This window comes from Stenotrophomonas sp. As-7, assembly GCF_030291015.1.
Classification (GTDB): Bacteria; Pseudomonadota; Gammaproteobacteria; order Xanthomonadales; family Xanthomonadaceae; genus Stenotrophomonas; species Stenotrophomonas lactitubi.
In genome coordinates, this window is the sequence record NZ_CP127405.1 from 4,377,723 (window position 1) to 4,403,005 (window position 25,283).

Sequence of the window (25,283 nt, forward strand, 5' to 3'; positions counted from 1 at the left end):
TTTTTTAATGCAATCGAGCGTGAGTTTTCACGCTCGATTTACGTTCGCGGCGTGATATCGCACGCGCGATTTCAACAAACATTTCAGTCAGGTTCGTGCATGCACTATCGGGTCATCGGCCTGTCATGCAGATGTGCTTGCAGCAGCGCCGGTCGGATGGACACGCGTCGGTACGACGTCCATCGCCACCCCGTCACTGCCGAAGCTGCCCATGCTCTGGATTCTGCTGCTGTCGCTGTTGTTGTTGTCCTGGTTGTTCCTCGCGTCCGCAAAGTGGGTGTGGTGGAAAGCCGGCTTGTTCTCGCTGTTGCTGCTGGCGCTCAGCGCCTGGTGGCTGATCGACAAGCTGTCCGGCGACGGACTCAACGCCGCTACCCTGTACCACCTGGGTGCGGACATGGAAGGCGCCGGTGTCGCCGACTTCAAGGGCTATATCGCCGGCTTCATCGTGCTGGCCGCTGTGTCGCTGCTGCCGCTGTTCGCGACGCGGGTGAAGCGTTGGCGCCGCCCCACGTCCGGTGGTGCGTGGTTTGCCGGTTTCGCCGCGCTGTGGGTGGCCACGATCATGATCAGCCCGCTGGCGCGCGATGGCCAACGCCTGTACCAGCAGCTGCGCCCGGTGGATTTCGCCCGTATCGCCCCCGAATACCAGGTGCCCACGCAGGCTCTGCAGCGCCCACGCAACATCGTCTGGATCTACGGCGAGAGCCTGGAGCGCACCTATCTGGATGAGGCCGTGTTTCCCGGCCTGATGCCCAATCTCAACCGCTTGGCGGCCAAGTCGCTGGATGTGCGCGGGCTGGTCTCGGCCGAAGGCGGCGGCTGGACCATCGCAGGCCTGGTGTCGTCGATGTGCGGCGTGCCGCTGACCACCTCGCAGGGCGATGAGAACAGCATGGACCGGATGGGCAGCTTCCTGCCCAAGGCCGTGTGCCTGGGCGACTACCTGAAGCAGCAGGGCTACACCAACCACTATCTGGGTGGCGCCAACGGCCAGTTCGCCGGCAAGGGCCAGTTCCTGGCCAGCCATGGCTTCGATGAAGTACATGACCTGGCCTGGTTCAAGCAGCAGAAGAAGATCGGCCGCATCCACTATTCGGCGTGGGGCGTGCATGACGACGTGCTGCTGGACACTGCCTACCAGCGCTTCGAGCAGCTGTCGCGGCAGGACGCACCGTTCATGCTGACCACGCTGACCATGGACACGCATCACCCGGCCGGGCATCTGCCGGTGGCCTGCAAGGGCGAGCGCTACCAGAGCCAGTACGGCAACATCGGCATGCTCAACGCACTCAAGTGCACCGACCGCCTGATCTCGCAGCTGGTCGAGCGCATCCAGGCCAGCCCGTATGGCAAGGACACCTTGATCGTGATCGCATCCGATCACCTGGCCATGCCCAATGACCTCAGCCATATCCTGACCAGGCAGAAGCGCGAGAACCTGCTGCTGTTCCTCGGTGACGGCGTGGCCCCGCGCCAGCTGGCCGCCGAAGACGGCTCGACGCTGGACTCGGGTGCCACCCTGCTCAGCCTGCTCGATCCGAACCTGCAGACGATGGGCTTCGGCCGTTCGCTGCTGGACGACAAGCGCACACCGAGTGCCAGCGCCGCCGCGCGCCGCGATGGCGGCCGCGACTATCCGCAATACCTAGCCTTCGCCCGCTCGCTGTGGCTGGGTGAACCGACGCGGCAGCTGAAGATCGACGGTGACGACCAGGTCGTTGTCGGCCTGCAGCACGTGCAGCCGCCGGTGCTGCTGGAGTACGACAAGGACTGGGACTTGAAATCGGTGTATCTGGAAAACACCTCGCGCCAGTTCGACGATGCCGACCCGGACAACACACTCGCCTACGTCGATCGCTGCACCGCGTTCGAGGATGGCTCAGCCGACGGCGACTGGTGCGCGCTGCTGGTGAACCGCGACAACGGCATCAAGCTGTACCGCGATGGCCAGCTGCGCAACGGCATCGACGTGGATGCGCCGCTGGATGCGTTCCAGGGCCCCCGCCCCAGCGTGCGCCAGGCACACATGATCACGCAGAAGGGCCGCCGTACCCGCGCCGGCCAGTACATGCTGCAGCTGGTGGCGAGCACGCGCCCGGATCGCGGTTTCTGGATCGAAGCGGTGTCTTCGCAGCGCAAGGTGGTGCTGGCCCAGCAGTGGGTGCAGCCCGATGCAGACGGCAAGATCAACGTGTCGTTCGGCCTCGACCACGAAGTGGACGATCTGGAAATCCGCGCGTGGTTGAACCACGCCGAGAAGCTGGCAGTGGATACGTTCGCACTGGTGCCCTCACGCGGGCGACCGCGGGGGTAAAGGGGGTTCGGCAGGGCTGCGCCCTGCACCTGCAGAAGCCGAAGCAACGGCAACAGCCGAACCAAAAGCGGGTTTCCTGTGGGATGGCGGGGTGGGTCCGGTTGCGGGGGACGCTGCAAGTACATCCATGTAAGCTCGGTCGCGCCATCCATGGCGCTCACGCCCCCGCAACCGGACCCACCCCGCCTTCGACAGATTTCCGCGATCTGTCGGAATGTCATGGCCTGCTTCTGGTGGGTGTCGACCTTGGTCGACACGTAGATCCACGCCATGCGTGGATGCTTTTTGATCAATTGTCGAAATATTCGATTTCGATGGAGATTCATCCACGCATGGCGTGGATCTACCAGACATCGGGAAACTGTCGAAGGTGGGGCGGTGTCGGATTGCGGGGTGTCAGCCGCATGGATGCGGCTGCCAAGCCTACAAGGACGTACTTGCGGCGTCCCCGCAATCCGACACCGCCCCGCCACCCCACGGAATACCCGCGTTTGCTGTTGCTTCGGCTGTTGCCGTTGCTTCGGCTTCTGCAGGTGCAGGGCGCAGCCCTGCCGACCCACCCTCTTACTGCTGCGGATCGCGGGTGATGTGGATGTCTGTTGGCGTGGACAACGGAATGTTCCGCCCGGCCAGGATCTGCAGCAGGCTGAAATACAGATCGCTGCGCGTGCCATACACCTGTCGCGGGCTGGCCACGTAGGCGAAGCTGTTGATGGTGATCTGGCCGCCAGCGATGCTGTCGATGTACACCGACGGCGCCGGCTGCTGCAGCACCGTGTTGTGCGCACCGTAGGCATCCAGCAGCGCCTGTCGCAGGCTCGCAACGTCGGTGCTGGCTGGCACCGCGAACTGGATCTGGATGCGGCCCTGGTTGTTGCCCATCGTCATGTTGCGGATGGTCTTGGTGATCAGTTCGGAATTGGGCACGATCAAGGTGGACTTGTCGCTCACCTGGATCTCGGTCGAACGCACGTTGATGCGCTTGATATCACCTTCCTGGTCACCCAGCTTCACCCAGTCACCGATCTTCACCGGCCGCTCGGTCAGCAGGATCAGGCCGGACACGAAGTTCTGGATGATCGCCTGCAGGCCGAAGCCGATACCCACCGAGAGCGCGCTGACCAGCAGCGCCAGGTTCTTCAGGTTCAGGCCCATCGCGGTCAGCGCCCACAGGCCCACCAGGATGATGCCGACGTAGCCGGCGATGGTGCTGATCGAATTTCGTGCACCCAGGTCGAGTTCGGTCTTGGGCAGGTAGGTATCGGTCAACCAGCGCTGCAGCAGCTGGGTCAGGCCCATGCCCACCAGCAGCACCAGCACGCCGGTGACGATGCGGCCCGGCTGCAGCGTCAGGTCCTTGTTGATCACGATGCCATTGGCCAGCGAGGCAATGCGTTCAACGATCGTGCCGATGTTGCCGAACGGTGCGGCCAGCGCCAGCAGGGCGATCAACACTACCAGGGTGCGCAGCATCGCCGACAGCAGCACGCCCGCCTGTTCCAGCTTCGACACGCTCAGTCCGGTGCTGAGCAGGATGGTCTGGCCAACCTTGCTGTCGGCGTTGAGCAGCCAGGTGGAGAAATCGTCGACGAACTTGAACAGCAGCGTTGCCGCCAGCACCACGATGCTGCCGCCGATCAGCTGCTGGTTCACGAACTTGGCGAAGTTCACATAACCCAGCAGGGTGGCGATGATCGCGGCCACCACGGCGATGTTGCCCGCCACGCGGGCCAGCACCAGCCAGCTGCTGCGTCGTACCGGCAGCTGTGCGCCAAGACCGTCGGCCTGTGCTTCCAGCTTCGCCTCGGCCTCGGCGGTCTGACGCCGGTGCAGGCGCGCCAGGGTCACCAGCATGGCCATGATCAGGCCCAGGTAGGTCAGTGCGATCACGCCGTCCAGCGCCACCGTGGTGACATCGCTGGTGCGCGTGGCGCGATCAAGTGCCACCAGCACCGTGCTCAGCCAGGCCAGTGCCGCAGCGCCCCAGGCGTACTTGCGCAGTTTCAGCGCGGCGGTGTCATCGAGGTTCAGCAGCCGCCACGAGGGCCGCTTGGGCACCAGCAGGCAGGCGCTCAGCGCGGAAATAAAGGCCGCAGCGAACGTCGCCGCCTGCACGCCTTCAGCCACGCTCTGCAGGCGCGGCGGAATCGCGCCGATGGCATCCAGCGCAGCCACCAGCACCACCACGGCGTAGCCGGGCAGCAAGGTACCCACCAGCAGCAGCCACATGGCCAGGCCGGAGCGGCGCAGGCGGCCGTCGGGGGCACGCTCGGACGCAGCGAACCGGCGCCCCAGCGCGCGCAGCCACAGACGCAGCGGGAACATCATCACCAGTGCCGCCGCCAGCCCCAGCAGCAACGTGCCCCAACCATGGGTGGCAATGGCCGTGGTCAGCGCAGCACGGCCCTGCTGGGCCAAGGGCGTGACGCGGGCGATGTCGTTTGGCAGCTGGTCGGCCACCTGTCGCCACAGCGTCGGTGACAGCGGCGAGGCGACCTTGCGCCCCAGTTCTTCGGTGCGCTGCGCGTTGCGCTGCTTGTCGATGTCCGCGCTCAGCTGCTGCGCACGCACGGCGCTGGATCTGGCCTGGGCAATCGATGCCACCAGGGCATCGCGCTGGCGGGTCAGCGTGCGCCGCTGCGCGGCCAGCTCCGGCGGTTCAGTGGTGTCCTTGGGCGCATCGCCCAGCTGCGTCAGCTGCTCGTTGAGCTGGTCCAGCTGCGGCTGCAGGGTCTTTTCCAGCGCCTCGGCATCGCGCTTGGCCTGCGATGCAGTTTCCGAAAGCGTGCCCAGCGTTTCGGTGGCTTCGGCATCAACACGCTTGCGCTCAACATCCTTCAGCGTGCTGTCGATCTGCGCCAGCTGCTGCTTCGGTGTGGGGTCATCATCCTGGGCCAGCGCCGGCACAGCCAGCAGCAACGTGCAGCACAACAGCAGGCCCAACCACGGGCCACGCACCAGGATCGTTCGGAAGAAGGAAGACAAGCCAGCCACACCGGTTCACGCGGACCACCGCGCCTGCGCGCGACTATACGGCAGGTGCTGTAAACGGCGGATGCGCAGGCGCTGGCGGGTGGCGGCGGCTCAGTACTTCAGCCGCAGCTCTTCCACCTGTGGCTGCTGCAGTGCGTACCAGTCCTGGAATTCTTCCTCGGTGATCTCGTCCGGTGCGTACACCGCGATCGGGTGCCAGGCATGGTCGGTCGGCAACGGCTGGCGCGGCCCGGCGCGCAGGCTGTAGGCCACGCCTTCGTAGTCCACCAGATCGTCGACCTGCGGCCACTGCTCGCGGGCGAACTGGGTTTCACTCTTCAACAGGATCACCTGGTACATCGGCACCTCCACTGCGGTTGGATCGGAAAAACGCGGCGCTGGCGGAAGCATACCGCTGCGCCGATGACGGCACGCGCTCCGCCGGGGCGACGGAATGTTCTGGACATGGCCCTCGCCCCGGCTTCACCCGCCCGTGGCAGTGTCCTCGTCATCTTGGAGGTCCTCTCCTGCCACGCCTGACAATGACCGACCTGCCGCCCCTGAAGACCGTCACCGACCTCAAGCTGCCCCGCTACCTGGGCACCTGGTACGAGATCGCCCGCCTGCCGATGCGCCACGAGCCGGAGGGCTGCACCGATGTGTCGGCCCATTACCACCTGCTCGACAACGGCAGCGTGGGTGTCACCAACCGCTGCCGCATGGACGGCGAGGTCGAGGAAGCCACCGGTGAGGCGTGCGCGATCGACAACGACAGCGCGCGGCTGGAAGTCAGCTTCCTGCCCAAGGGCCTGCGCTGGCTGCCCTTCGCCAAGGGTGACTACTGGGTGATGCAGGTGGCGCCGGACTACAGCGTTGCCCTGGTCGGCAGCCCGGATCGCAAGTACCTGTGGCTGCTGGCGCGTGAGCCCCGGCTGGATGCCACCGTGCAGGACCATTATCTGGCAGCCGCACGCCTGCAGGGCTTCGATCTGTCCGAACTGATCCAGACCCCGCATACTGGCCACCCCACTGCCTGAGCACCAACGCGCATGGACCTGAAGAGTGGCTACCCGTGGTGGGCGGTGCGCAACGGCCTGATCCAGGCCTTTCCGCCGCTGGAACAGGATCTGCAGTGCGATGTGCTGGTGGTCGGTGGCGGCATCACCGGCGCGCTGATCGCCGATGAGCTGTCGGCCCATGGGCACGACGTTGCAGTGATCGAGCAGCGCGACATCGGCTGGGGCAGCACCGCAGCCAGTACCGCGTTGCTGCAGTACGAGATCGACACCCATCTGCTGGAGCTGACTTCACAGTATGGCGAAGACGCTGCGGTGCTGGCCTACCAGGCATGCGCGGATGCGATCCCGGCCCTGCGCCAAGTGGCACGCGGCCTGAAGGACGTGGATTTCAAGCAGATGGACAGCCTGTACCTGGCCAGTCGCCGCCGTGACGTACCGCGGCTGATGGCCGAAGGCGAGGCGCGCCGTGGCATCGGCCTGGATGCGCGCTGGCTGGACCGGGAGGCGCTGCAGGAACGTTTCAGCGTCGATGCCGGCGGCGCGTTGCTGACCCGCCAGGCCGCGCGCGTGGATCCGTACCGTCTGGCCTATGGCCTGCTCGAGCGTGTGCGTCGGCGCGGCGGCGTGGTCCACGACCGCACCGTGCTGCATGCCCTCACCCCCAGCACGCGCGGCGTGACCGCCCGCACCGAATCCGGCATGCAGATCCGCGCCCGCCACGTGGTGCTGGCGATGGGCTATGCCAACCAGCAATGGCTGGACCCGCGCGTAGCCCGCAACCGCAGCAGCTACGCCTTCATCACCGACCCGATCAACGCCGACGAACTGGGCTGGCTGCAGCGCACGATGGTCTGGGAGAGCGCGCGTCCCTACCTGTACTTGCGCGCCACCGGCGACCGCCGGTTGCTGGTGGGCGGGCTGGACGATGCCATCGATATTCCCGCCCGCCGCGATGGCCGGGTGGAAAGCAAGGCCCGCAAACTGATGAAGCAGCTGCTGCAGTGGTTCCCGCACCTGCAGCCAACCCCGGCGTTCTCGTGGGCAGGCACCTTTGCCGAGACCGCCGACGGTCTGCCGTTCTTCGGCCCGCATAAGCAGTGGGGCCCGCGGGTGCAGTTCGCCATGGCCTATGGTGGCAACGGCATCACCTATTCGATGATCGGCGCCGGACTGCTGCGGGCGCGGATCGAGCGGCGCCGGCACCCGCTGCAGGAGCTGTTTGGATTCGGGCGGTTGTAGCGTGCAGCCAGGCATGGCTTGGCTCTACCGCAAGCGGGCGCCGACAGGCATCATTCAAGCAACGCCTGCTAGCGTCGGCCTGTACCGCCGCGTGCTGCGCGGCCCCTCTCCGTTGGAGCGCCGTCATGATCCGCCCCCTGACCCTGCTGCTGTGCCTGGCCGCCCTGCCCGGGACCGCGTTGGCGCAGTCCGCCGCCGGCGCCACCGCGCCGCAGGCCTCCGGCCTGGACCTGTCCGTGCCGCAGACGCCGATCCGCTATCTCAACGATCCGACCCTGCAGCAGGATCCGCCGGGCACGTTCTACGGCGACAAAACCGGCCCGCGCGTGAACGGCGACGGCCGCATCGCCGACGTGACGGATGACAAGGTCAAGGTGTCCGGCAGCTTCACCACCGGCATCGGCTACGCCAAGAATTACGGCAACACCCACTACAACGCCGCCACGCTCAACCTCAGCAAGAACTACACCAACGATGAAGGCAAGACCCGTGGGGTCAACGTCAACATCCACGTGAGCGAAGGCAAGGGCCCGGGCTTCTTTGGGCCGTATGGTGGTGGTGGCTACTACGGTGGTGGCCCGGGCTATTGGGACTACCCGCCGCCTTACGGCTGGTAATCCACGCCCTGGGTAGGTGTCGACCTTGGTCGACAGGCTCTTCCGGCCCTGTGCCGACCAAGGTCGGCATCTACCAAAGCGCAGCTCAACCCAGCCAGCGGCCGGCTCCACCCGCCATCAATCGGTAGGTGTCGACCTTGGTCGACACGCTTTTCCGGCCCTGTGCCGACCAAGGTCGGCATCTACCGAAGCGCAGCTCAATCCAGCCAGCGGCCGGCTCTACCCGCCATCAATCGGTAGGTGTCGACCTTGGTCGACACGCTTTTCCGGCCTTGTGCCGACCAAGGTCGGCATCTACCGAAGCGCAGCTCGACCCGGCCAGCGCCCGGCTCTACCCGGTAGCTGTTGACCTGGGTCGACACACCCACCCCATCAGGCATCAATCCAGCCAGCCATCGCGCTCGCTGTGCAGAATGCGGCCGTCATACCCACTCAGGCGCACTTCCACGCGCTGGTTGCGGGCATTGCGGGCTTCCAGCGACCACGTTGCACCATCGCGTTCCAGCGAATGGATCTCACGCAGCCCCTGCGACTGCGCCTTGGCCAGCACCTGTTCGGTACTCAGCTGTGCACGGCTATCGTGCTCGTCGAAGATCTCGCCGGTCTTCGGGTCCACATACACCTCGCTGAAGCGACCGTCGGCACGGCTGACATCGGCTTCCCACAGGCCATCATCGCGCTCGATCTCATGAATCTGGGTGTAGCCGGCCTTGCGCAGGGTCTGTTCGACCTGGGCCATGCCCAGCGGTGCGGCCTGGGCAGCGGGAGTGACGGCGAACGCGACGACAGTGGCGAGGGTGAGCGACTTCAACATGGGGGTTCTCCTGTTTGGTGCCGGACCATCCCGGCAACGCCACGATGCGCCGCGTGGTTAACAGCCACTTAGCCGGCGCTGTTAGCCAATGGTTAGTCAGCGGCCGCACACTGGTGCCTGTTCCCCATTCCCCATCATCCACGTGCCGATCCTGTCTTCCCTGCCCTTGCTGCTGGCGCTGGCCAGCGCCCCGACCGCCACCGGCCCCGCCCAGGACCCGGCGCAGCAGGTGGCGCGCCGGGCCGTGCAACAGGGCCGCTACGTGCCGCTGGAAAGCGTGGTGCGCGATGCGCTCAAGCGCCACCCCGGCCAGCTGCTGGAAGTGGAGCTGGACGATGGCGTGTACGAAGTGGAGATCCTGCGCGCCGACGGCGTGGTGGTGGAGCTGGACTATGATGCGCGCAACGGCAGGCTGCTGAAGACGGAGCTGGACGACTGATGCGCATCCTGTTGGCCGAAGACGATGCCGCGTTGGCCGAGCGCCTGCAGCCGCTGCTGGAACAGGCCGGTTACGTGGTCGACGTGGTGGCCGATGGTCGCCAGGCCGAGGAGATCGGCCAGGTGGAAGACCTGCAGGCCGCCATTGTCGATCTGGGCCTGCCCGGGCTGGATGGACTGAGCGTGATCGAGCGTTGGCGCGGCAATGGCCGTGACTTTCCGGTGCTGGTGCTGACCGCGCGCGGACGCTGGCACGACAAGCTGGCCGGCTTCGACGCCGGCGCCGACGACTACCTGACCAAACCCTTTCAGGCCGACGAACTGGTGCTGCGCCTGCGCGCACTGATCCGCCGCAGCCACGGCCATGCCAGCCCACGCCTGCAGTGCGGCCCGCTGCAGCTGGACGTCAATGCCGGGCGCTTCGATCTGGACGGCCAGGCACTGGCACTGAGCCCACAGGAATTCCGTCTGCTCAGCTACTTCATCCACCACAGCGGCCAGGTGATCGGCCGTGACCGCTTGGGTGAACACGTGTTCGATGGCGGTCACGATCCCGATTCGAATGCGCTGGACGTGCTGCTGGGGCGCGTGCGCCGCAAGCTCGGCGCCGACCTGATCCAGACCGTACGCGGCCAGGGCTGGCGGTTGACCGCGCCGTGAGCCGGCAACCGTCACTGCGACGCCGGCTGCTGCTGGCCGGTGGCATCGGCCTGCTGCTGGTCTCGGCACTGGCCAGCGCGCTGCTGGGCGAACTGTTCAAGCGCAGCGCGCGCGACCGCTTGGACAACGAACTGCAGCAGGACATGCTGACCCTGCTGGCACAGGCCGAGATCGATGCCGACGGCCAACTGCAGCTGCGCCAGGAGCCCAACGACGCGCGCTTCCAGCGCGTGTTCTCCGGTGCTTACTGGCAGATCGCCGATGGCAGCGGCAAGGTGCTGCTGCAGTCGCGTTCGCTGTGGGACGAGACGTTGCCCGTGGCCGCCAATGGCGCGGCCGAACGCAATTTGCCTGGCCCGCTGCAGCAGTCGCTGCGCGCGCGCGTACAGCAGGTGCGCCTGCCACGCGCGAACGAACCCTATGTCGCCGTGGTCGCCACTGATCGCAGCGCACTGGACGCGGATGTGGCCGCGTTCCGCCAACGCAGCGCGATGGCGCTGGCGGTACTGGTTGCCGCGTGGCTGGCGGTACTGGCCAGCCAGGTGCATTTCGGCCTGCGCCCGCTGCAACGCCTCGGTACGCAGCTGGAGCGTGTGCGCCGCGGCGATGCACAGCGCATCGATACAGCGGGATTAGGCGCTGAAATCGCGCCGCTGGGTGAGGAACTCAATGCACTGCTGGACCACCAGCAACGGATGGTGGCGCGCGCGCGTACGAGTGCACAGGACTTGGCGCATGCGCTGAAAACACCGCTGAGCGTGCTTGCCGCCGAAGCCGATGGCGAAGGCCGCGAGTGGCGTAACACGCTGCGTGAGCAGGGCGCGCGCATGCAGGCCAGCGTCGATCGCTATCTTGCCGCCGGGCTGACCGCTGATCATCGCGAACGCACGCCGGTGGCAGCGGTGGCGCAGGCGATGTGCCGGTTGATGGCACGGGTGCATGGCGAGCGTGCGTTGCAGTTCCAGGCCGCGGGCATTGCCAGCGACCTGCAGTTCGCCGGCGCCAGCGCAGACCTGGAAGAAATGCTTGGCAACCTGCTCGACAACGCCGGCAAGTGGGCGCAGCGGGACGTGACAGTAACGGCGCGCGTCGACGAAGGGCAGTTGCGCATCGATGTGCGCGATGACGGCCCGGGTCTGGCAGCCGAGGCGTTGGCGCAGGTCACCCAGCGCGGCGTGCGGTTGGATGAGCGCGAAAGCAGCAGCGGCCTGGGGCTGGCGATCGTCGGTGATATCGCCGCCAGTTATGGCGGGCGGTTGGCGTTGGAGAATGCGCAGCCGGGGTTGCGCGCTACGCTGTGGTTGCCGGTGGGGTGACGCGCCGCTGCGCTCGCCGGGCATGGCCCGGCGCTACCGGATCACGCGCCACCCGGTAGGTGTCGACCTTGGTCGACACGCATCAAGAGCGCCGACCAAGGTCGGCATCTACCAAAGCAGTGCGTCAGTTCCGTGGGTTATCGTGCGCCCCGGTAGGTGTCGACCTCGGTCGACACGCATCAAGCATCAACGGTGGTGCATCCACCAGCAGTCGATGGCATCCAGCACAATGTGGATCATCAAACCAATCCCCACCAGCCGCGTCTTCTTCGGAACGCACAGGCCCGCATACACGGCGATCGCCGGCGCGGTATGCAGTGGATGGAAGCCGATGCTGCAACGGTTCGGGGCGTAGATCGGATCGGCCAGCAGATGGTCCAGGTCGATGATCCAGCCCAGCAGTAGCAACAGCCACGCCGACGCAAAGCGCTTGCGCCAGAACAGCCATGCCAGCAGGGCTGGCACGGCGGCATGCAGGAACAAGTGGAAGATCGCGCGCGCGCTCATCAGCACCGGTAGCGCCGGGCCATGCCCGGCGTTCCCGTCACCCTCAGATCAGCGGTTCGTCGGACAGGTAGGTATAACCAGTCAGGCCCGCTTCCAGCGCTTCGGACAGTTCCTGCGCGCGCTCCGGCGACAGGTCCGCCGATGCCACGCGGTCGGCGTAGGCCGCACGCAGGTCATCCAGCTTGTAGCCCACGTAGTCCAGCATCACGTCGGTGGTGTCGCCGCGACGCTGCTGGGTGATGGCGTAGCCATCGGCATCGGCCAGCACTTCCACCGCGTCGGTATCACCGAACAGGTTGTGGATGTCGCCGAGGATTTCCTGGTAGGCACCGACCATGAAGAAACCGATGCGGTAGCTCTCGCCGTGCTTGATCGCGTGCAGCGGCAGCGAGCTGTCCAGGCTTTCGTTCTCGACATAGGTCTTGACCATGCCATCGGAATCGCAGGTCATGTCGGCGATGATGCCGCGACGGTCCGGTGTCTCGTTCAAGCGCTCGATCGGCACGATCGGGAACACCTGGTCGATCGCCCACGCATCGGGAATCGACTCGAACACGCTGAAGTTGACGAAGTACTTGTCGACCAGGCGCTCGTTCAGTTCATCCAGCGCCGGGCGATGGCTCTTCTCGTCGTAGCTCAGGCGCGCACGCACACCATGGGCGATGGCATAGAACAGATCGTCGATGCGCGCACGCTGCGGCAGGTCGATCTGGCCCAGCGCATAGCTGGACAGGCCTTCGGCATGGAAGTGCTGCGCTTCCTGGAACAGCTCCACCGCCGGACGCACGTCCAGCTCTTCGTGGATCTCGCGCAGGTGGCGGATCGAGGCCGGCTCGTCGTCGTGCTGGTCCGGCACGCGGCCTTCCTGCGCCTGTTCCACTTCGGACACGTTGGCGATCAGCACCGCGTGGTGCGCGGTCATCGCGCGGCCGCACTCGGTGACGATGCGCGGCGGGGTCAGGCCGTGTTCTTCGCAGGCGTTGGCCAGCGGCTGCACGATGTTGCTGGCGTACGAATTCAGGCCGTAGTTGATCGAGCAGAAGCTGCGCGAACGGGTGCCTTCGTAGTCCACGCCCAGGCCGCCGCCCACGTCGACGTGGGTGATCTTCGCACCCAGCTGTGACAGTTCGACGAAGTAACGGGTGGCCTCGCGCATGCCGTTGGCGATGTCGCGCACGTTGGAGATCTGCGAGCCCATGTGGAAATGCAGCAGGCTCAGGCAGTCGGCGTATTCGGTGTCGCGCAGCGACTTCCACAGGTCCAGCAGCTGGCGCGGGGACAGGCCGAACTTGGCCTTGTCGCCACCGCTGTTCTGCCACTTGCCGGCGCCCAGCGAGGCCAGGCGCATGCGCACGCCGAGGCCCGGCTTCACGTCCAGCGCCTTGGATTCTTCCAGCACCAGCTTCAGCTCGGACGGCTTCTCGATGACGATGAAGGTCTGCAGGCCCAGCTTGCGGCCGATCAGGGCCAGGCGGATGTACTCGCGGTCCTTGTAGCCGTTGCAGACGATCAGGCCACCCGGGCGCGACAGCGCCAGCACGGCCATCAGTTCCGGCTTGCTGCCCGCTTCCAGGCCGAAGCCCTCACCGTGGTGGCTGGCCAGGGTACCGGCCACGCCGCGGTGCTGGTTCACCTTGATCGGGTACACAGCGGTGTAGCCGCCCGGATAGTCCCAATCCTGCTGGGCCTGGGCGAACGCCGCCTGCAGCTTGCCCAGGCGCTGGCCGAGGATGTCCGGGAAGCGCACCAGCAGCGGCAGCTTGGCGCCGGCCGCGCGCGCGGCATCCACCACCTTGGGCAGCGACACCACCGGGCCATCCGCCCCGGTCGGTCTCACCACCATGTGCCCGGCCTGATCCACGTCGAAATAGCCATCCGCCCAGTGCGGGATCGAGTAGGTCTTGCGGGCTTGGTCGAGGGACCAATCGGTCATTGCAGTCGGCCTTGTGGCAAATAAAAGGGGGGGCATGATAACGCCTATATGCCCACAGGTTCGTTATCATGCGCGCCCGCGCCCGCGGCAGATTCCAACCTGAACGGGCCGATCCGTCCGGATGCGTGGCACCCCGCCTTCAGCCCGGCTCCATCCCTTCCGAACAGGAATGCTTTCCCATGACTGACAACAGCAACTGGTACATCGAACACTTCGAGCGCACCGGCTCGGCCATCGGCTACCGCATCACCGGCAAGCTGGACGAAGTGCAGTCGCCGTTCCAGAAGATCGAGATCTTCCAGACCACCGACTGGGGCAACCTGATGACCATCGATGGGGCCATCATGCTGACCAGCAAGGACAACTTCTTCTACCACGAGATGATCAGCCACCCGGTGCTGTTCACCCACGCCGCGCCCAAGCGCGTGGTGATCATCGGCGGCGGCGACTGCGGCACCCTGCGCGAAGTGCTCAAGCACAAGGGCGTGGAGAGCGTGACCCAGTGCGACATCGACGAGCAGGTGACGGTGATGGCGCGCAAGCACTTCCCGGAACTGTGCGATTCCAACAACGACCCGCGCGCCGAGCTGATGTTCGATGACGGCGTGGCCTACATGGCCAACTGCCCGGCCGGCAGCGTGGACGTGGTGATCGTCGATTCGACCGATCCGGTCGGCCCGGGCGAAGGCCTGTTCAACAAGGCGTTCTACGAGAGCTGCTTCAAGGCCCTGAAGGACGACGGCATCCTGGTGCAGCAGTCCGAGTCGCCGCTGATGCAGCTGGAGCTGATCAACGAAATGCGTACCGAGATGGGCAAGGCGGGCTTCGGCTCGTTCAAGACCCTGCCGTTCCCGCAGCCGTGCTACCCCACCGGCTGGTGGAGCGTGACCCTGGCGCGCAAGGGCGACAGCAGCTTCGACTTCCGCCAGGCCGATTCGGCCGCCAAGACCTTCGACACCCTGTACTACACCGCCGCGCTGCACACCGGCGTGCTGGTGACCCCGCCGTTCGTGAAGGCGGCGCTGAAGGGCTGATCGAAACGCGTGCCAACCAAGGTTGGCACCTACCAAAGCAAAAACCCGCGCTGGCGACAGCGCGGGTTTTTCGTTTTCCGGTAGCGCCGGGCCATGCCCGGCGGCCGTCCGCTTACAGCGCCCAGATACCAGCGATCACCGCCACCACCAGGCCCCACTTGATCACCTGGTAGGCCACCACGCTGCGCTCGCGCAGGGCCTTGGCCTTCAGCCGCACCTTGTAGACGCTGCCGAAGGCCTTGTTGACGCCGCCGGTCGGGTCACCCGGCAGGTTCGGCGATGCACCACCGGCCAGCAGCGTAGACGCCACCAGGCGGTTGAACAGGCCCGGCAGGCCGAAGCGCAGCGGACGGGCGATATCGCAGAACAGGATCACCCGGTCATCGGGCGTCTCGTTGTGCGCATGGTGGATGTAGGTCTCGTCGAACATCATCCACTCGCCGTCGCGCCAGCTCTTCTTGATGCCGTCCACTTCGATGTAGCAGGCATCGTTGTTGGGCGTAGCCAGGCCCAGGTGCAGGCGCAGCGAACCGGCGAACGGATCGCGGTGCGGGCGCAGCTCGCTGCCCGACGGCAGCTGCGCGAACATCGCCGCGCGCACGTCGGGCAGCGATTCCAGCAGCGCGGTGGTCTTCGGGCACATCGCCTTGGCGGACGGGTGCGAGGGGCCGTACCACTTCAGGTAGAAGCGCTTCCAGCCGCGGCGGAAGAACGAATTGAAGCCGGCATCGTTGAACGTGCTGGAGGCAGCAATCGCCTGCGCATCGCGCAGCGCCAGTGCCTCGTCGCGGATCATCTGCCAGTTCTGCCGCAGCGGCTCCAGCTGCGGGAATTCCTTGCCCGGGTCCAGGAACGGCGTGGTCGGCACCTTCGAGAACATGTACATGACCACGTTGATCGGGGCCATGAAGCTGGAATGGTCCAGCAGCTGGCGCGACCAGCGCGCACGGACCTTGCCACGGAAGTGGATGTACAGCACGCAGGACACGAACAGCGCCGCAAGTACGATTTTGATGATCAAAACACTTTCCTCCAGCACACGCCGGACAGGGAAACAGGGCGATGCGGCCGCAGGGCCGGCATCAGTGGGGGAACGCGGCAGGAGACGGGGACGTGCCGGGTGGGTGCGGCCGTCGATGTCGCGTGTAACAGCTTATGGTCGGCAGGCCGTGCGCTGGGGTCAAGCCGGGCGTGCGCGGCGCACAGCGCTGCCGTGTGAGCGGAGACGGCCGGCCTTGCAAGCCATTGAAATTCAATGCCTTTTAAAAAAGTGAGACAGAATTGTCCGAATGTATGTGACGAACTGTTCCAGCCACGACGCCGACATTTCTCCGACAAATCGTGGAATAGCGAACTCGCCGGTACTAAAATTGACTTAACGAAAGTTTAGCCAGTTACCCAAGTCGTACCGGTTCGCTTGACGCTTCAGCGCCGCCCACCGGGTCGCCCGAGACCCCACATGATCCCTTCCATTACTCCCTCCCCGTCCTGCGGCGATGACGCCGTGGCACCGCTGCTGCTCAAGCGCGGTGAGCGCTTCCTCGCCCCCGATGTCTACCGCACCTGCCTGGACGGTCGTCCGGCGGTGGTGAAGGACTACTCCCGCTACCGTGGCACCCCCGTGTCGCCGATCGCCCGGCTGATGGTGCGCCGCGAGGCGCGCATGCTGGAACGCCTGGGCGGCTGGAAGCACGCCCCGGCCCTGCTCGGCACCCTCGGCGGCCTGGCGCTGGGCATGGAATTCATCCCCGGCCAGACGCTCAGCACCGCGCAGGCGGTGGGCAATGAAGTGTTCGAGCAGCTGCAGCACGCGCTGAGCCGCCTGCACGCCGCCGGCATCACCCACAACGACCTGCATGGCACCAACGTGGTGGTCAGCGCCGGTGTTCCGGTGCTGCTGGACTTCACCTCGGCCTGGCGCGTACCGCGCTGGCTGCGCCGCAACCCGCTGAGCCGGCAGCTGAGCCGCAGCGACATGAAGAATCTGCTGAAGATGCGCCAGCGCGTGACCGGCCAGGCGCCGAGTGCTGCGCAAGCGGCCATGGTGGCCGACCCGGGTTGGGTGGCGGCCGTGCGGCAGGGCTGGAAGCGGTTCTACAATTGGGCCAAGCGCCGGTAGGCGCTTCGCTCTGGTAGAGGTCGAGCTTGCTCGACCGCTTCACCCGCTTTACCGGTTTACCTGTAGGGGTCGAGCTTGCTCGACCGCTTTTCTGTAGAGCCGAGCCCACGCTCGGCTACTCTTTGCATCAGCCGAGCATGGGCTCGGCTCCACAACAAAACGGCTTACAACGCGTCCGCGTCCAGCTCACCCGTACGAATACGCACCACGCTGCCCAGGTCGTACACGAACACCTTGCCGTCGCCGATCTTGCCGGTGCCCGCCGCCTTCACGATGGCTTCCACCACCACTTCCACCTGATCGTCGGTCACCGCCACTTCCAGCTTCACCTTCGGCAGGAAGTCGACCACGTACTCGGCGCCGCGGTACAGCTCGGTATGGCCCTTCTGGCGACCGAAGCCCTTCACTTCCGTCACCGTGATCCCGGTGACCCCGCGCTCGGCCAGCGCTTCGCGCACGTCGTCGAGCTTGAACGGCTTGATCACCGCCATGACCATCTTCATCGTCTATCTCCTGTATTCCGGCGTGGAGGATAGCGCCTGAACGCGGCCGGTGCGAAACCCGCAGCGCCTGTCCGGCAGCCCGGGGCCAGCAGTATCCTTATCGCCGAACAGCCGTGGCCGCGCCGGATGCGCAGGCCCACCACCCCACGGAGCACCCCATGATCGACCTGAACCAAATCGATGACCTCGCCCGTCGCCTCAGCGACCTGGTGCCGCCGGGCCTGCGCGAATCGCGCGAAGAACTGCAGGCCACCTTCAAGAGCGCGCTGCAGGCGGGGCTGGCCAAGCTGGATCTGGTGACCCGCGAAGAGTTTGAAGTGCAGCGCGCGGTGTTGTTGAAGACCCGCGAGAAGCTGGATGCGCTGGAAACAGCGGTGCGCGAGCTGGAAGGCCGCAGCAAGGCAGAATGAAAAAGGAGGCGCGCCGCGCCTCCCACTTACAGAGTATTTCCCTGATGGGGCCTTGCCGCAAGGCCCGCCCGGCGCCCTAGACTCGCCGGCCTGTCGATCCGGCAGGACAGGTAGGGGCAGTGCCGATGGCACAGGACACCGAATGGACACCCGTTTCGCATGACACCTGCGACCAGGTCGCCGGGCCGTTCTATCACGGCACCCGCGCTGACCTCGCGGTGGGCGAACTGCTGAGCGCGGGATTCCGCTCCAACTACCGCGACAGCGTGGTGATGAACCACATCTACTTCACGACGATTGCCAAGGGCGCCGGGCTGGCTGCGGAGATGGCTCGGGGTGAGGGGCGGCCGCGTGTGTATGTGGTGGAGCCGACCGGGCCGTTTGAGGACGATCCGAACGTGACCAACAAGAAGTTTCCTGGGAATCCGACGCGGTCGTATCGGAGTGCGCAGCCATTGCGGGTTGTTGGGGAGATTACGGAGTGGGAAGCCTACGATGCGGAGTTCGTTCGGCAGCTGAGGGCGTTTGTTGCTTCGGGGAGTGGGGAGATCATCAATTGAAGAATAGCGCCCACCTTGGCCTACGGAAGAGTGATAGACCTGATTGTCGGGCCATGTGCACTTTCGACCAGAAGCAGGCTTCGGAGTAACCGGAAATTCAAGCATAAACGCCATGTCCGGCCAGTGAGTTTGGCTTACCTAAAACCTCTCCAACTCATGGTCTCTTTGCAAATATTGGACCCACCATCGAGTCCTTTTCTGCGATTCAAATCGACTCTCCGAAGCGCTACGCCCACCGACATTCTTACTCCCACCCACTCACCACTGCGCCCAAAATGATTGTCAATGGCGCCACATCGGGATTCCCATGCCCAATTTCCAGCTTCAAAGAGATCAATGTCCTCGCTCATTTCAGTTATTCAACCAGACCCATCGAAAGGATCTGGCGAAGCGTGGCGCCGAGCTACAATCGCTTAAGATTGTTTTCTTTGAGAAAAACACGGAATAGTGGGCGATTGATGGGGTAGCCAGTGAACGCTGCGTGCTCCTGATCAATATCGCGATCCATCAGGGCGTGCAAAGCTTCTGCGGGCGACTTCTCCTCTGCCAGCGCAGCCTCGTAAACTTTCTGAATGGGGAGCTCATCGATAACTCGCTGCGTCCCTAAGGCTAACACCTCGCCTTCAGAAACTGCACGAGGCTTGGCCACTAGCCTTAGCTGCCCGAACTCCATTTCGCGCTGCGGTTGGAAATGATAAAGTGAATGCACTTTGGAGACAGGGCACCACACCCCGAAGGCGAAGGTCGCATTGGCCAGTCTCACGTCCTTTTCGCTTTGACAATGAGTCACCACGGATTGAAGAGCTGATTCAATGGCCTGGGCGACGACGCGGGAAAAATTTTCGGCCGTAAAGAGCAATTCAACATCTGCCTCGAAGAATGTTTCCTCGTCGAATGCCACGCCCTGATCGCGCATAGGATTTTCATCCCGGCCGTTGATCATAATAAACCGCTTGGGCTCTCCTTTTTGAAAGTCAAATCTATAGCTGACCACAAGACTATTCAGATTATTACGAACTGCGTTCAACACATGATGCGCAGAGTTGGCATTTCCGGCAAACGCCAGAAACGCCCTACCTTCATATGCGGGGGTCGAAAGGTAGCTCTGAAAACGCCCATTGCGTAAGATGTCAGGTCTCAGAACTTTAATATTCAGTTCATGGACCTTCTCCAGGCCCGTAAGTAGCGTCCGATAAGACGCCCTTCCATCTTCCAGCCCATCCTTCCGGGTCAGAGCACTATCCGCTACCGCGAAGAGCCCCATCGGACGAGCTTTCTCGTAACGGAGAGAGCTATGAGCATCCGTCCGACTGATTTCATGCCCCAGCAAAATAAGAGTCAAAGGTTGTTCCTCGCTTTAGTCAGTTGATAGTACGGGCGGCCCCTCTGTAAAAGCCAGCCGTTGTTAATATCCTGCCACGGAGGGAGCTGAGAACTTTCCCCTTAGGTCCTTTTCGGCACCAGATTAGTTTAATCTGCCATCGATAGATGTTCCTAGTCTCAACACAGCTAAGCATCAGATTTCAGCCATGAAGAGACATCTGATTTCCCCGCACTTCTCATCCGAGGGCAATCAGTACAGTCGCGGGAAGGTCCATATCCCACACTGAATATGGAAAGGACCATTAGCCCACGCCCCCTCGACTTCTCGGACGTCATCGTCGTGAGCCGCCACTTCCTGTTCAATCCCTTCGCTCTAACCGTTCACGGATTGCAAAGAAATCTTCCGGTGGACGGTCTCGCTGCAGCGGAAATTTGCACATACCATCTGTGCAGTAAAACTCATTCGAGCCTATTTTCAACCTCGCCGAGAACTGTTCCAACGGACTGCGCCGCGGCACTTAAAAGTGCGCGGATGGAAGCCTCTCCTCGCTCGACTGCAGCAGCTGTCTCTAGCAGCGCGGGAAGGTGATCTGGCGATGCGAACAAGATTGGGCTCGAGGCCAACCGTTTCCACGCCACAGAGAATCGACGCGCCACAGGCTTGCCGAAAGCGCTCTGAAGCAGCAGGCCTTCGGAGTGGCATACAGTGGCCGACGCTGCAAGACGCTGGATGCCAAACGTTTCTTCGGGAGTGAGCGAGGACTCCTGCATCAGCACTAGCGCCGCCCCGAAGGCTTCGGCATTTGAGCACTCTGCTCGGCCGCTCACAGCGGCAAGGGCATCTTGATTCGGCAGTGCCAGCCCGCGGGTCATGTCGGCAAGTACCGAGACGATCACACTGTCGCCCCCCCAAGTTTGCGATGCGTTACCTTGCCACGCGGCGATGGCTTGCGCTGGACTATCACAGCAAATGGCAGCTGCCGCAAACAGCGCAAACAATCCGTCAACGTTCAACTTTGACGGAGTCAGGGAGATGTCACCGCCTTCACTTTGCCCTTCCTGAGGGCGCCCAGATGCTGATGAGAAAGTTTTGAACGTCCGCTCATAAGCCACGAGCGCGGAAACAAACCCTACCCCTGTCCCAGCATTGAACTCGAATGCGAGCGTGGCATCTGCGACGCATGATCTCACTAGCACAGAATTCGATGTTTCCAGCGCCCCCAACTGAGCGCGGTACTCTGAGGATATGGATCCAAGCTGCGAAGCCAATAGACCGGCTTTCGCGATGGCAAGCTGAGTCCGCACGGCCTGGTTGGGCTGTGACGAACCAAAGCTCAGGCCAGGCTCAGAGGCCTTACCGAAAGGCAAACTCAGTGCAAGGGTGTCTTTCTGTCTCGCAATTGCGTCGATGAAGTTGCACACGCCGTTGACGAGTCGGATTAGTGCCTCCCAATCTTCATGCCCTTCTTCCTGAGCCGCCACTGGCAAATCAGACAACATGTCGGCAAGCATTCGTGCGGCGCGCTGAGGCGCGCCAGCCATGGCCACAACATAGCTGGCGTCAAGCACAAGTCCAAATCTCGTGATATTGAGACTGTACTCGTGCCGAACAGCGGCACCAGCAAGAAAATATTCCTCAGCCGACGCCCATCGTTCGAGACGACAGGCGCATATTCCTGCTCGTCGGAATGCGAACGCGTCTATGTATTTCGCAGCGTCGGGGTCAGAGATGAGGGATTCCCATTCTGCGAGGGCGCCGACATTATCATTTGCTTGGAAGAGTGCATTAACTCGCTGTTCGCGAATCGTGGAGGTCTCTCCGAAGGTCGCGGCAGCCTTCGTTAGAGTCTGCATCGCAGCTGCATGATCATGAAGATACTCACCCTGGACGATCGACAGGGCTTTGGAGACCTCACTTCCGAACTGGGCAAGTCCGAAGCGACTCGCGAGGCCGTCAGCTCGAATCAGCAACGAGAGCGTCGGGGCCCATTCGCTCTCGCTGCCGCTCTGCGAGGCCCACGCCCCGTGTACGAATGCTCCGCAAGAGTTAACCAGGGGCCAACGGAGAACGGCTTCGAAGGCTTCCCTATCATCGGCATCAGAATCCAGCTCAAGCCAGTCGAGCACTTCCGTCAAACCACGCAAGTCCCGCACAAAAGACGCTTGCAGCGAGAGATAGAGTTGCGTACTCGTCGCGCCTTCCGGTATGCCGTCGAGCGGATCAATTGTTTTCTCTAAAAACTGACGGCCAAGTTCCTCAGCCGCATCGGCAGCTTCACCCCTTAGTCTGCTGAGGGTGCCAATTGCAGTTATCTTGGATCTTAATGAAACCCGCGGATTTCTGTTGCTGAGCAACTTGGAGCAGCGCATGACTTGCAATGCCGCACGCGGCTCAGCCTCAGGAATCTGATCAACCTCTTCGGTCCAACGGGCCAAGATGGCTGGAAGGGCCTCAGAGTCAATCTCGCTTGCCACGGAGAACTGAAGCTGGCGCAACATAGCACTCACGAAAGGCTGCGGTTCAAAGAATCGCTGACCTTCGGACAACGACACATACGGCAACCAAACCAGATGCTGAAACACAGCGGCAGACACCGTCTCCTCGCCAATGGACTCCAGAACTCGAGCGCAGTGCGCCAGGCGGCGCGCGTCCTGCGCGATGTAGGCATGAAACAGGAGCGCCGCAGCGTCGGCGTCATCAAGGCCCCCAACGCCTGCGATTGCGTCGTAGATATGGCCGTGGGCAAGCTGCCTGCGCTCCACTGACCAGACATCTACAGCAGCCCCCTTCAACAGCGGAGTGACACTTAACCGACCGCCGCGAACCTGCTCTAGCCACTTACCATGCAAACAATCAATGACATCGCCGCCATTTATGATGCCTCCCACAGCTCGAGTAAGGCTCAGCAACATCGGACGGGTCAGAGCGAGCGTCGCCTCTGCGGCGGTGTATACAAATGCTGCTGTCTCCGGCGCGACGGCTCCGCTCAGCATCCGCCTTGCGATATGTTTGGCATTAGTGATAGCTGGCGAAGCTGACATGAGCTCAGCTGGCGCAGGTGGCGGCCACCCTTTCATTGCGAGCTCAGAGATCCTCACCTGAACCAACTTGGGGTGCCCTCCGGTAGCTCCTCGAATGAAGGTTGCCCAAATTTGCGAAAGATTCTCGGCGCAGCCATTGCTCAGACAGTGCTGTTGGACATCTTCGACGTGCATTTCTGGAACATCGATGGCCTGTACGCCATCAAAGTCCGAAAGCTCTGCCGCTTCAACCGACTCACCGCGCGCGGTCAGAAGCAAGCCACGACCCGAGCGTCTGGCGCGACTGACCAGCAACGCCAACGTCTGCCCATACACCGCATGTGCGTTAGGAGATAGGTCTATGTTGTCGACTACAACAAGTGAGGGCGTTGATTCATCACTAATGCATGCCGCTATCGCCTTCAGTAGATTGTCGATGTCAACGACATTACGAGAGGCCACCGTGAACCACCAGGCATCTGGGCAGAGTGCATTCGCTACGAGTTGCGCGATAGTCGTCTTTCCCTTGTGGATGGTTCCGGTTAAAAGTACTGCCTTCCGCTGCGCAATTTCAAAGCTAACGTGTTCAACGAGACTTGCTCGATTCAGGAGTGGCTCTGGCGTCTGTGGAACCGGCAGCCGCATCACTCTCAGGAGAGCAGCCCCGGGGTCAAAGGCACCCGTTTGAAGTGCGGCTTGGAACTGCTGATACTGATGCGCGGGGACTGAGACGTGTTCCGTCGTAGCTGCGTCAATCTCCCGGAGAAGGTCTGCAAGACCTAAGCGGCGCTTTGCAGACTCTGGGCGGACAAGCACATCGCAGGCGAAGGAATGAAGCCGATCCCGGACCGGCCCCACGTAGGATAGCGAGATCTTTTCCTCATTTAGTCGAGCCACCAGCCTGTCGTCAACGCTTTGCTTCACCTGATCGAGGCCGGGCTGGGCCAGAAACCAATGAAATCGGCTAATTAGCCTTTCCCTGACTTGCTCCGTCGTGGCTAACATGAGGAATGATCTTAGTGCACTGTTGGGAGCTAGCTTTGTTAGCAAGTAAGCCTGAATTCGCGCCGCCATTTCAGAATTTGTTTGAGCAATTCGCCAAGCCTCAAGGCCCGCGACACCTTCGAACTGTGCGTCTCTCTCCATTGCGGCGGACGCGGTCGTGATGTAATGGAACTCAACGCGCCTTGTCGATTCACGCTGGCTGAGCACCCAGTAGTTCTCCAATGCTTCATGGGACCGCTGGTTGTTGAGTGAAAGCCTGTCTGCCTCGTGCTTGATTTGTCCGGCGATGGCTCCGCTCGATGCTACTTGGTCAAGATCTTCGGCGCCCTCCAAGAAGATGATTTCATCCGGCGAGCTCAACCTTAGCCATGCATCGATCGACCACCAAATCTGATACACGATGCCTCGAATAGAGGCAACGGCTTGGCGCGCAGGGTCGCCCGGAAGCTCGCGAGGGCCCGCAAGAGGCTCTGGTAGATCGCTGAAAGTGGAGGACATATTGGCTAAGGACTTTCTTCTAACAGTAAGAATGTTATGCCGGGAGCTGCCCGCCCCAAGCTTGGGCTGACGTATAGCACGTTGCAGCCGCATGAAACACCCGATGTTCCGTGGGGAGAGCAGAGGGCCATTTTGGGGAGCGCCCCCTCCCAGTGAGCAGTCTTGCTCCACTGCACCGTCCAATTGGGAGCATCAAGCCGGCCATGTGGCCGCTGGAATGCTGAGGAGGTCGCGAATCAACGGTCGAACACTTGATCGATCCTCTGCAAGCAGCTGGGGCAGATCAGCGATGATCTTGAGCCCCCCGGCCAGAAGAGAGAGATCGTGCGAGCGCCCTTTCGGATGTATCTACGGATAAGCATCAAACGCACGTCCCCGGACCGTATAAATTTTCTTGCACAGCACAATGAGTCAGACTCGCCCAAAGCGCTACCCGGGACATGAAATTGATGGATTTTAATCAAAGTCCTAGTCACTACCCATAGGCTTCTTCACAATTCTGTTTGCGCCACCGATAGACCGGACGTAACTAGAGCGCTACTCATTGTCAGCAGCATTCTCGACGTAAAGTGATTCGAGATCATGGGCGACCATTATTTGTCGCAACCCCATCCCAAAGATTTTTCTTTCAATGATCGGCTCTGGGCGCACGATCTTGAACTGAGGAAAGGCCGGCCAAGCAAGCCTAAGTCAGAGGCAAGCGTCAATGGACTTGAGCCTAATGAGCTGAGACGACATCTCGCCGGGCAGATTGAGGGTCCAGTGCAAGACCAGGTCGATCGAATCTGGCAACGCCAATCTGTGGGCCACTCCGAAAGAGAGATACTGGCGACCTACCTCTTATCGATGTGGAAGCGTGTGCCCGTTGGCAAGGAGTGGCTGGAAAATAGTCTACCAATGGTCGCAAGGGGCACCAGTCTGACCAATGCCACTCAATCATGGGAAAGCCACCATCTGCACGATCCGCCGCCGCGGCG

20 protein-coding genes are annotated in these 25,283 nt (G+C 63.0%); 11 read left to right on the forward strand and 9 right to left on the reverse strand.

What is annotated here, in order from left to right; all coding sequences use genetic code 11:
- Positions 1-211: 211 nt before the first annotated feature.
- Entirely contained in the window at positions 212-2,317 is a 2,106-nt protein-coding gene (locus tag QP457_RS20020) for a phosphoglycerol transferase I (protein WP_205405232.1), read from the forward strand.
- A gap of 564 nt (positions 2,318-2,881) precedes the next feature.
- Here the strand turns inward: QP457_RS20020 and QP457_RS20025 are convergent.
- Together QP457_RS20025 and QP457_RS20030 are read right to left on the reverse strand one after the other, a co-directional pair.
- Positions 2,882-5,311 (reverse strand): DUF3772 domain-containing protein, encoded by a 2,430-nt coding sequence (locus QP457_RS20025; protein WP_205405233.1) that lies wholly within the window; start codon positions 5,309-5,311, stop codon positions 2,882-2,884.
- A gap of 90 nt (positions 5,312-5,401) precedes the next feature.
- Complete coding sequence (locus QP457_RS20030) at positions 5,402-5,650, reverse strand: hypothetical protein (protein WP_025874572.1); 249 nt, start codon at positions 5,648-5,650, stop codon at positions 5,402-5,404.
- A gap of 182 nt (positions 5,651-5,832) precedes the next feature.
- On the opposite strand from QP457_RS20030, the gene QP457_RS20035 reads away from it, so the two are divergent.
- The 3 genes from QP457_RS20035 (at position 5,833) to QP457_RS20045 (ending at position 8,165) form a co-directional block, all read left to right on the forward strand.
- Positions 5,833-6,327: a lipocalin family protein gene (locus QP457_RS20035; RefSeq protein ID WP_205405234.1), complete on the forward strand. Its 495-nt coding sequence runs from the start codon at positions 5,833-5,835 to the stop codon at positions 6,325-6,327.
- Positions 6,328-6,339: 12 nt separating this feature from the next.
- Positions 6,340-7,548 carry an FAD-dependent oxidoreductase gene (locus tag QP457_RS20040; RefSeq protein ID WP_205405235.1) on the forward strand — a complete coding sequence of 403 codons (1,209 nt, stop codon included), beginning with the start codon at positions 6,340-6,342 and terminating at the stop codon, positions 7,546-7,548.
- A gap of 125 nt (positions 7,549-7,673) precedes the next feature.
- The gene (locus tag QP457_RS20045) at positions 7,674-8,165 is read left to right on the forward strand and encodes a hypothetical protein (RefSeq protein ID WP_099819724.1); all 492 of its coding nucleotides are present in this window, start codon (positions 7,674-7,676) and stop codon (positions 8,163-8,165) included.
- Positions 8,166-8,544: 379 nt separating this feature from the next.
- Here QP457_RS20045 and QP457_RS20050 read toward each other — a convergent pair whose 3' ends face one another.
- Positions 8,545-8,979, reverse strand: a complete 435-nt coding sequence (locus QP457_RS20050) for a PepSY domain-containing protein (RefSeq protein ID WP_205405236.1) — start codon at positions 8,977-8,979, stop codon at positions 8,545-8,547.
- Positions 8,980-9,127: 148 nt separating this feature from the next.
- Between QP457_RS20050 and QP457_RS20055 the strand changes: the two genes are divergently transcribed.
- From QP457_RS20055 to QP457_RS20065, 3 genes are read left to right on the forward strand one after another with little or no spacing between them, the layout of a single operon-like run.
- On the forward strand, positions 9,128-9,418 hold the full coding sequence (locus QP457_RS20055; protein ID WP_191077731.1) for a PepSY domain-containing protein: 291 nt from the start codon (positions 9,128-9,130) through the stop codon (positions 9,416-9,418).
- On the forward strand, positions 9,418-10,077 hold the full coding sequence (locus QP457_RS20060) for a response regulator transcription factor (RefSeq protein ID WP_205405237.1): 660 nt from the start codon (positions 9,418-9,420) through the stop codon (positions 10,075-10,077). Before QP457_RS20055 ends, QP457_RS20060 begins: the two co-directional genes overlap by 1 nt.
- Positions 10,074-11,393 carry a HAMP domain-containing sensor histidine kinase gene (locus tag QP457_RS20065; protein WP_205405238.1) on the forward strand — a complete coding sequence of 440 codons (1,320 nt, stop codon included), beginning with the start codon at positions 10,074-10,076 and terminating at the stop codon, positions 11,391-11,393. The genes QP457_RS20060 and QP457_RS20065 overlap by 4 nt, the downstream gene beginning before the upstream one ends.
- A 186-nt stretch (positions 11,394-11,579) precedes the next feature.
- Here the strand turns inward: QP457_RS20065 and QP457_RS20070 are convergent, their stop codons facing one another.
- Together QP457_RS20070 and speA are read right to left on the reverse strand one after the other, a co-directional pair.
- On the reverse strand, positions 11,580-11,900 hold the full coding sequence (locus QP457_RS20070) for a DUF6122 family protein (RefSeq protein ID WP_033832425.1): 321 nt from the start codon (positions 11,898-11,900) through the stop codon (positions 11,580-11,582).
- Between the two features lie 43 nt (positions 11,901-11,943).
- The gene (gene speA, locus QP457_RS20075; protein WP_099819728.1) at positions 11,944-13,833 is read right to left on the reverse strand and encodes an arginine decarboxylase; all 1,890 of its coding nucleotides are present in this window, start codon (positions 13,831-13,833) and stop codon (positions 11,944-11,946) included.
- A 179-nt stretch (positions 13,834-14,012) separates the two neighbouring features.
- On the opposite strand from speA, the gene speE reads away from it, so the two are divergent.
- Positions 14,013-14,867: a polyamine aminopropyltransferase gene (speE, locus tag QP457_RS20080; RefSeq protein WP_191077689.1), complete on the forward strand. Its 855-nt coding sequence runs from the start codon at positions 14,013-14,015 to the stop codon at positions 14,865-14,867.
- Positions 14,868-14,979: 112 nt separating this feature from the next.
- Here speE and QP457_RS20085 read toward each other — a convergent pair whose 3' ends face one another.
- Entirely contained in the window at positions 14,980-15,885 is a 906-nt protein-coding gene (locus tag QP457_RS20085; RefSeq protein ID WP_049465655.1) for an aspartyl/asparaginyl beta-hydroxylase domain-containing protein, read from the reverse strand.
- Between the two features lie 441 nt (positions 15,886-16,326).
- Between QP457_RS20085 and QP457_RS20090 the strand changes: the two genes are divergently transcribed.
- Positions 16,327-16,986: an RIO1 family regulatory kinase/ATPase gene (locus QP457_RS20090; RefSeq protein ID WP_205405239.1), complete on the forward strand. Its 660-nt coding sequence runs from the start codon at positions 16,327-16,329 to the stop codon at positions 16,984-16,986.
- A gap of 164 nt (positions 16,987-17,150) precedes the next feature.
- On the opposite strand, the gene QP457_RS20095 is transcribed toward QP457_RS20090, so the two are convergent.
- Positions 17,151-17,489: a P-II family nitrogen regulator gene (locus tag QP457_RS20095; protein WP_032977217.1), complete on the reverse strand. Its 339-nt coding sequence runs from the start codon at positions 17,487-17,489 to the stop codon at positions 17,151-17,153.
- A 158-nt stretch (positions 17,490-17,647) separates the two neighbouring features.
- Between QP457_RS20095 and QP457_RS20100 the strand changes: the two genes are divergently transcribed.
- Together QP457_RS20100 and arr are read left to right on the forward strand one after the other, a co-directional pair.
- Positions 17,648-17,899 carry an accessory factor UbiK family protein gene (locus QP457_RS20100; protein ID WP_089237467.1) on the forward strand — a complete coding sequence of 84 codons (252 nt, stop codon included), beginning with the start codon at positions 17,648-17,650 and terminating at the stop codon, positions 17,897-17,899.
- Positions 17,900-18,024: 125 nt separating this feature from the next.
- Positions 18,025-18,459, forward strand: a complete 435-nt coding sequence (gene arr / locus QP457_RS20105; protein ID WP_205405240.1) for an NAD(+)--rifampin ADP-ribosyltransferase — start codon at positions 18,025-18,027, stop codon at positions 18,457-18,459.
- 403 nt (positions 18,460-18,862) lie between these two features.
- Here the strand turns inward: arr and QP457_RS20110 are convergent, their stop codons facing one another.
- Entirely contained in the window at positions 18,863-19,801 is a 939-nt protein-coding gene (locus tag QP457_RS20110) for a hypothetical protein (RefSeq protein ID WP_205405241.1), read from the reverse strand.
- A 440-nt stretch (positions 19,802-20,241) separates the two neighbouring features.
- Positions 20,242-24,306, reverse strand: a complete 4,065-nt coding sequence (locus tag QP457_RS20115; protein WP_205405242.1) for a hypothetical protein — start codon at positions 24,304-24,306, stop codon at positions 20,242-20,244.
- Between the last annotated feature and the right edge of the window lie 977 nt (positions 24,307-25,283).

What these genes read in the sequence shown, in the direction of transcription:
- QP457_RS20020 (WP_205405232.1), top strand. Translation starts at nt 212, where the DNA reads ATGCTCTGGATTCTGCTGCTGTCGCTGTTGTTGTTGTCCTGGTTGTTC.
- QP457_RS20030 (WP_025874572.1), bottom strand. Translation starts at nt 5,650, where the DNA reads ATGTACCAGGTGATCCTGTTGAAGAGTGAAACCCAGTTCGCCCGCGAG.
- QP457_RS20035 (WP_205405234.1), top strand. Translation starts at nt 5,833, where the DNA reads ATGACCGACCTGCCGCCCCTGAAGACCGTCACCGACCTCAAGCTGCCC.
- QP457_RS20040 (WP_205405235.1), top strand. Translation starts at nt 6,340, where the DNA reads ATGGACCTGAAGAGTGGCTACCCGTGGTGGGCGGTGCGCAACGGCCTG.
- QP457_RS20045 (WP_099819724.1), top strand. Translation starts at nt 7,674, where the DNA reads ATGATCCGCCCCCTGACCCTGCTGCTGTGCCTGGCCGCCCTGCCCGGG.
- QP457_RS20050 (WP_205405236.1), bottom strand. Translation starts at nt 8,979, where the DNA reads ATGTTGAAGTCGCTCACCCTCGCCACTGTCGTCGCGTTCGCCGTCACT.
- QP457_RS20060 (WP_205405237.1), top strand. Translation starts at nt 9,418, where the DNA reads ATGCGCATCCTGTTGGCCGAAGACGATGCCGCGTTGGCCGAGCGCCTG.
- QP457_RS20070 (WP_033832425.1), bottom strand. Translation starts at nt 11,900, where the DNA reads ATGAGCGCGCGCGCGATCTTCCACTTGTTCCTGCATGCCGCCGTGCCA.
- speA (WP_099819728.1), bottom strand. Translation starts at nt 13,833, where the DNA reads ATGACCGATTGGTCCCTCGACCAAGCCCGCAAGACCTACTCGATCCCG.
- speE (WP_191077689.1), top strand. Translation starts at nt 14,013, where the DNA reads ATGACTGACAACAGCAACTGGTACATCGAACACTTCGAGCGCACCGGC.
- QP457_RS20090 (WP_205405239.1), top strand. Translation starts at nt 16,327, where the DNA reads ATGATCCCTTCCATTACTCCCTCCCCGTCCTGCGGCGATGACGCCGTG.
- QP457_RS20095 (WP_032977217.1), bottom strand. Translation starts at nt 17,489, where the DNA reads ATGAAGATGGTCATGGCGGTGATCAAGCCGTTCAAGCTCGACGACGTG.
- QP457_RS20100 (WP_089237467.1), top strand. Translation starts at nt 17,648, where the DNA reads ATGATCGACCTGAACCAAATCGATGACCTCGCCCGTCGCCTCAGCGAC.
- arr (WP_205405240.1), top strand. Translation starts at nt 18,025, where the DNA reads ATGGCACAGGACACCGAATGGACACCCGTTTCGCATGACACCTGCGAC.
- QP457_RS20115 (WP_205405242.1), bottom strand. Translation starts at nt 24,306, where the DNA reads ATGTCCTCCACTTTCAGCGATCTACCAGAGCCTCTTGCGGGCCCTCGC.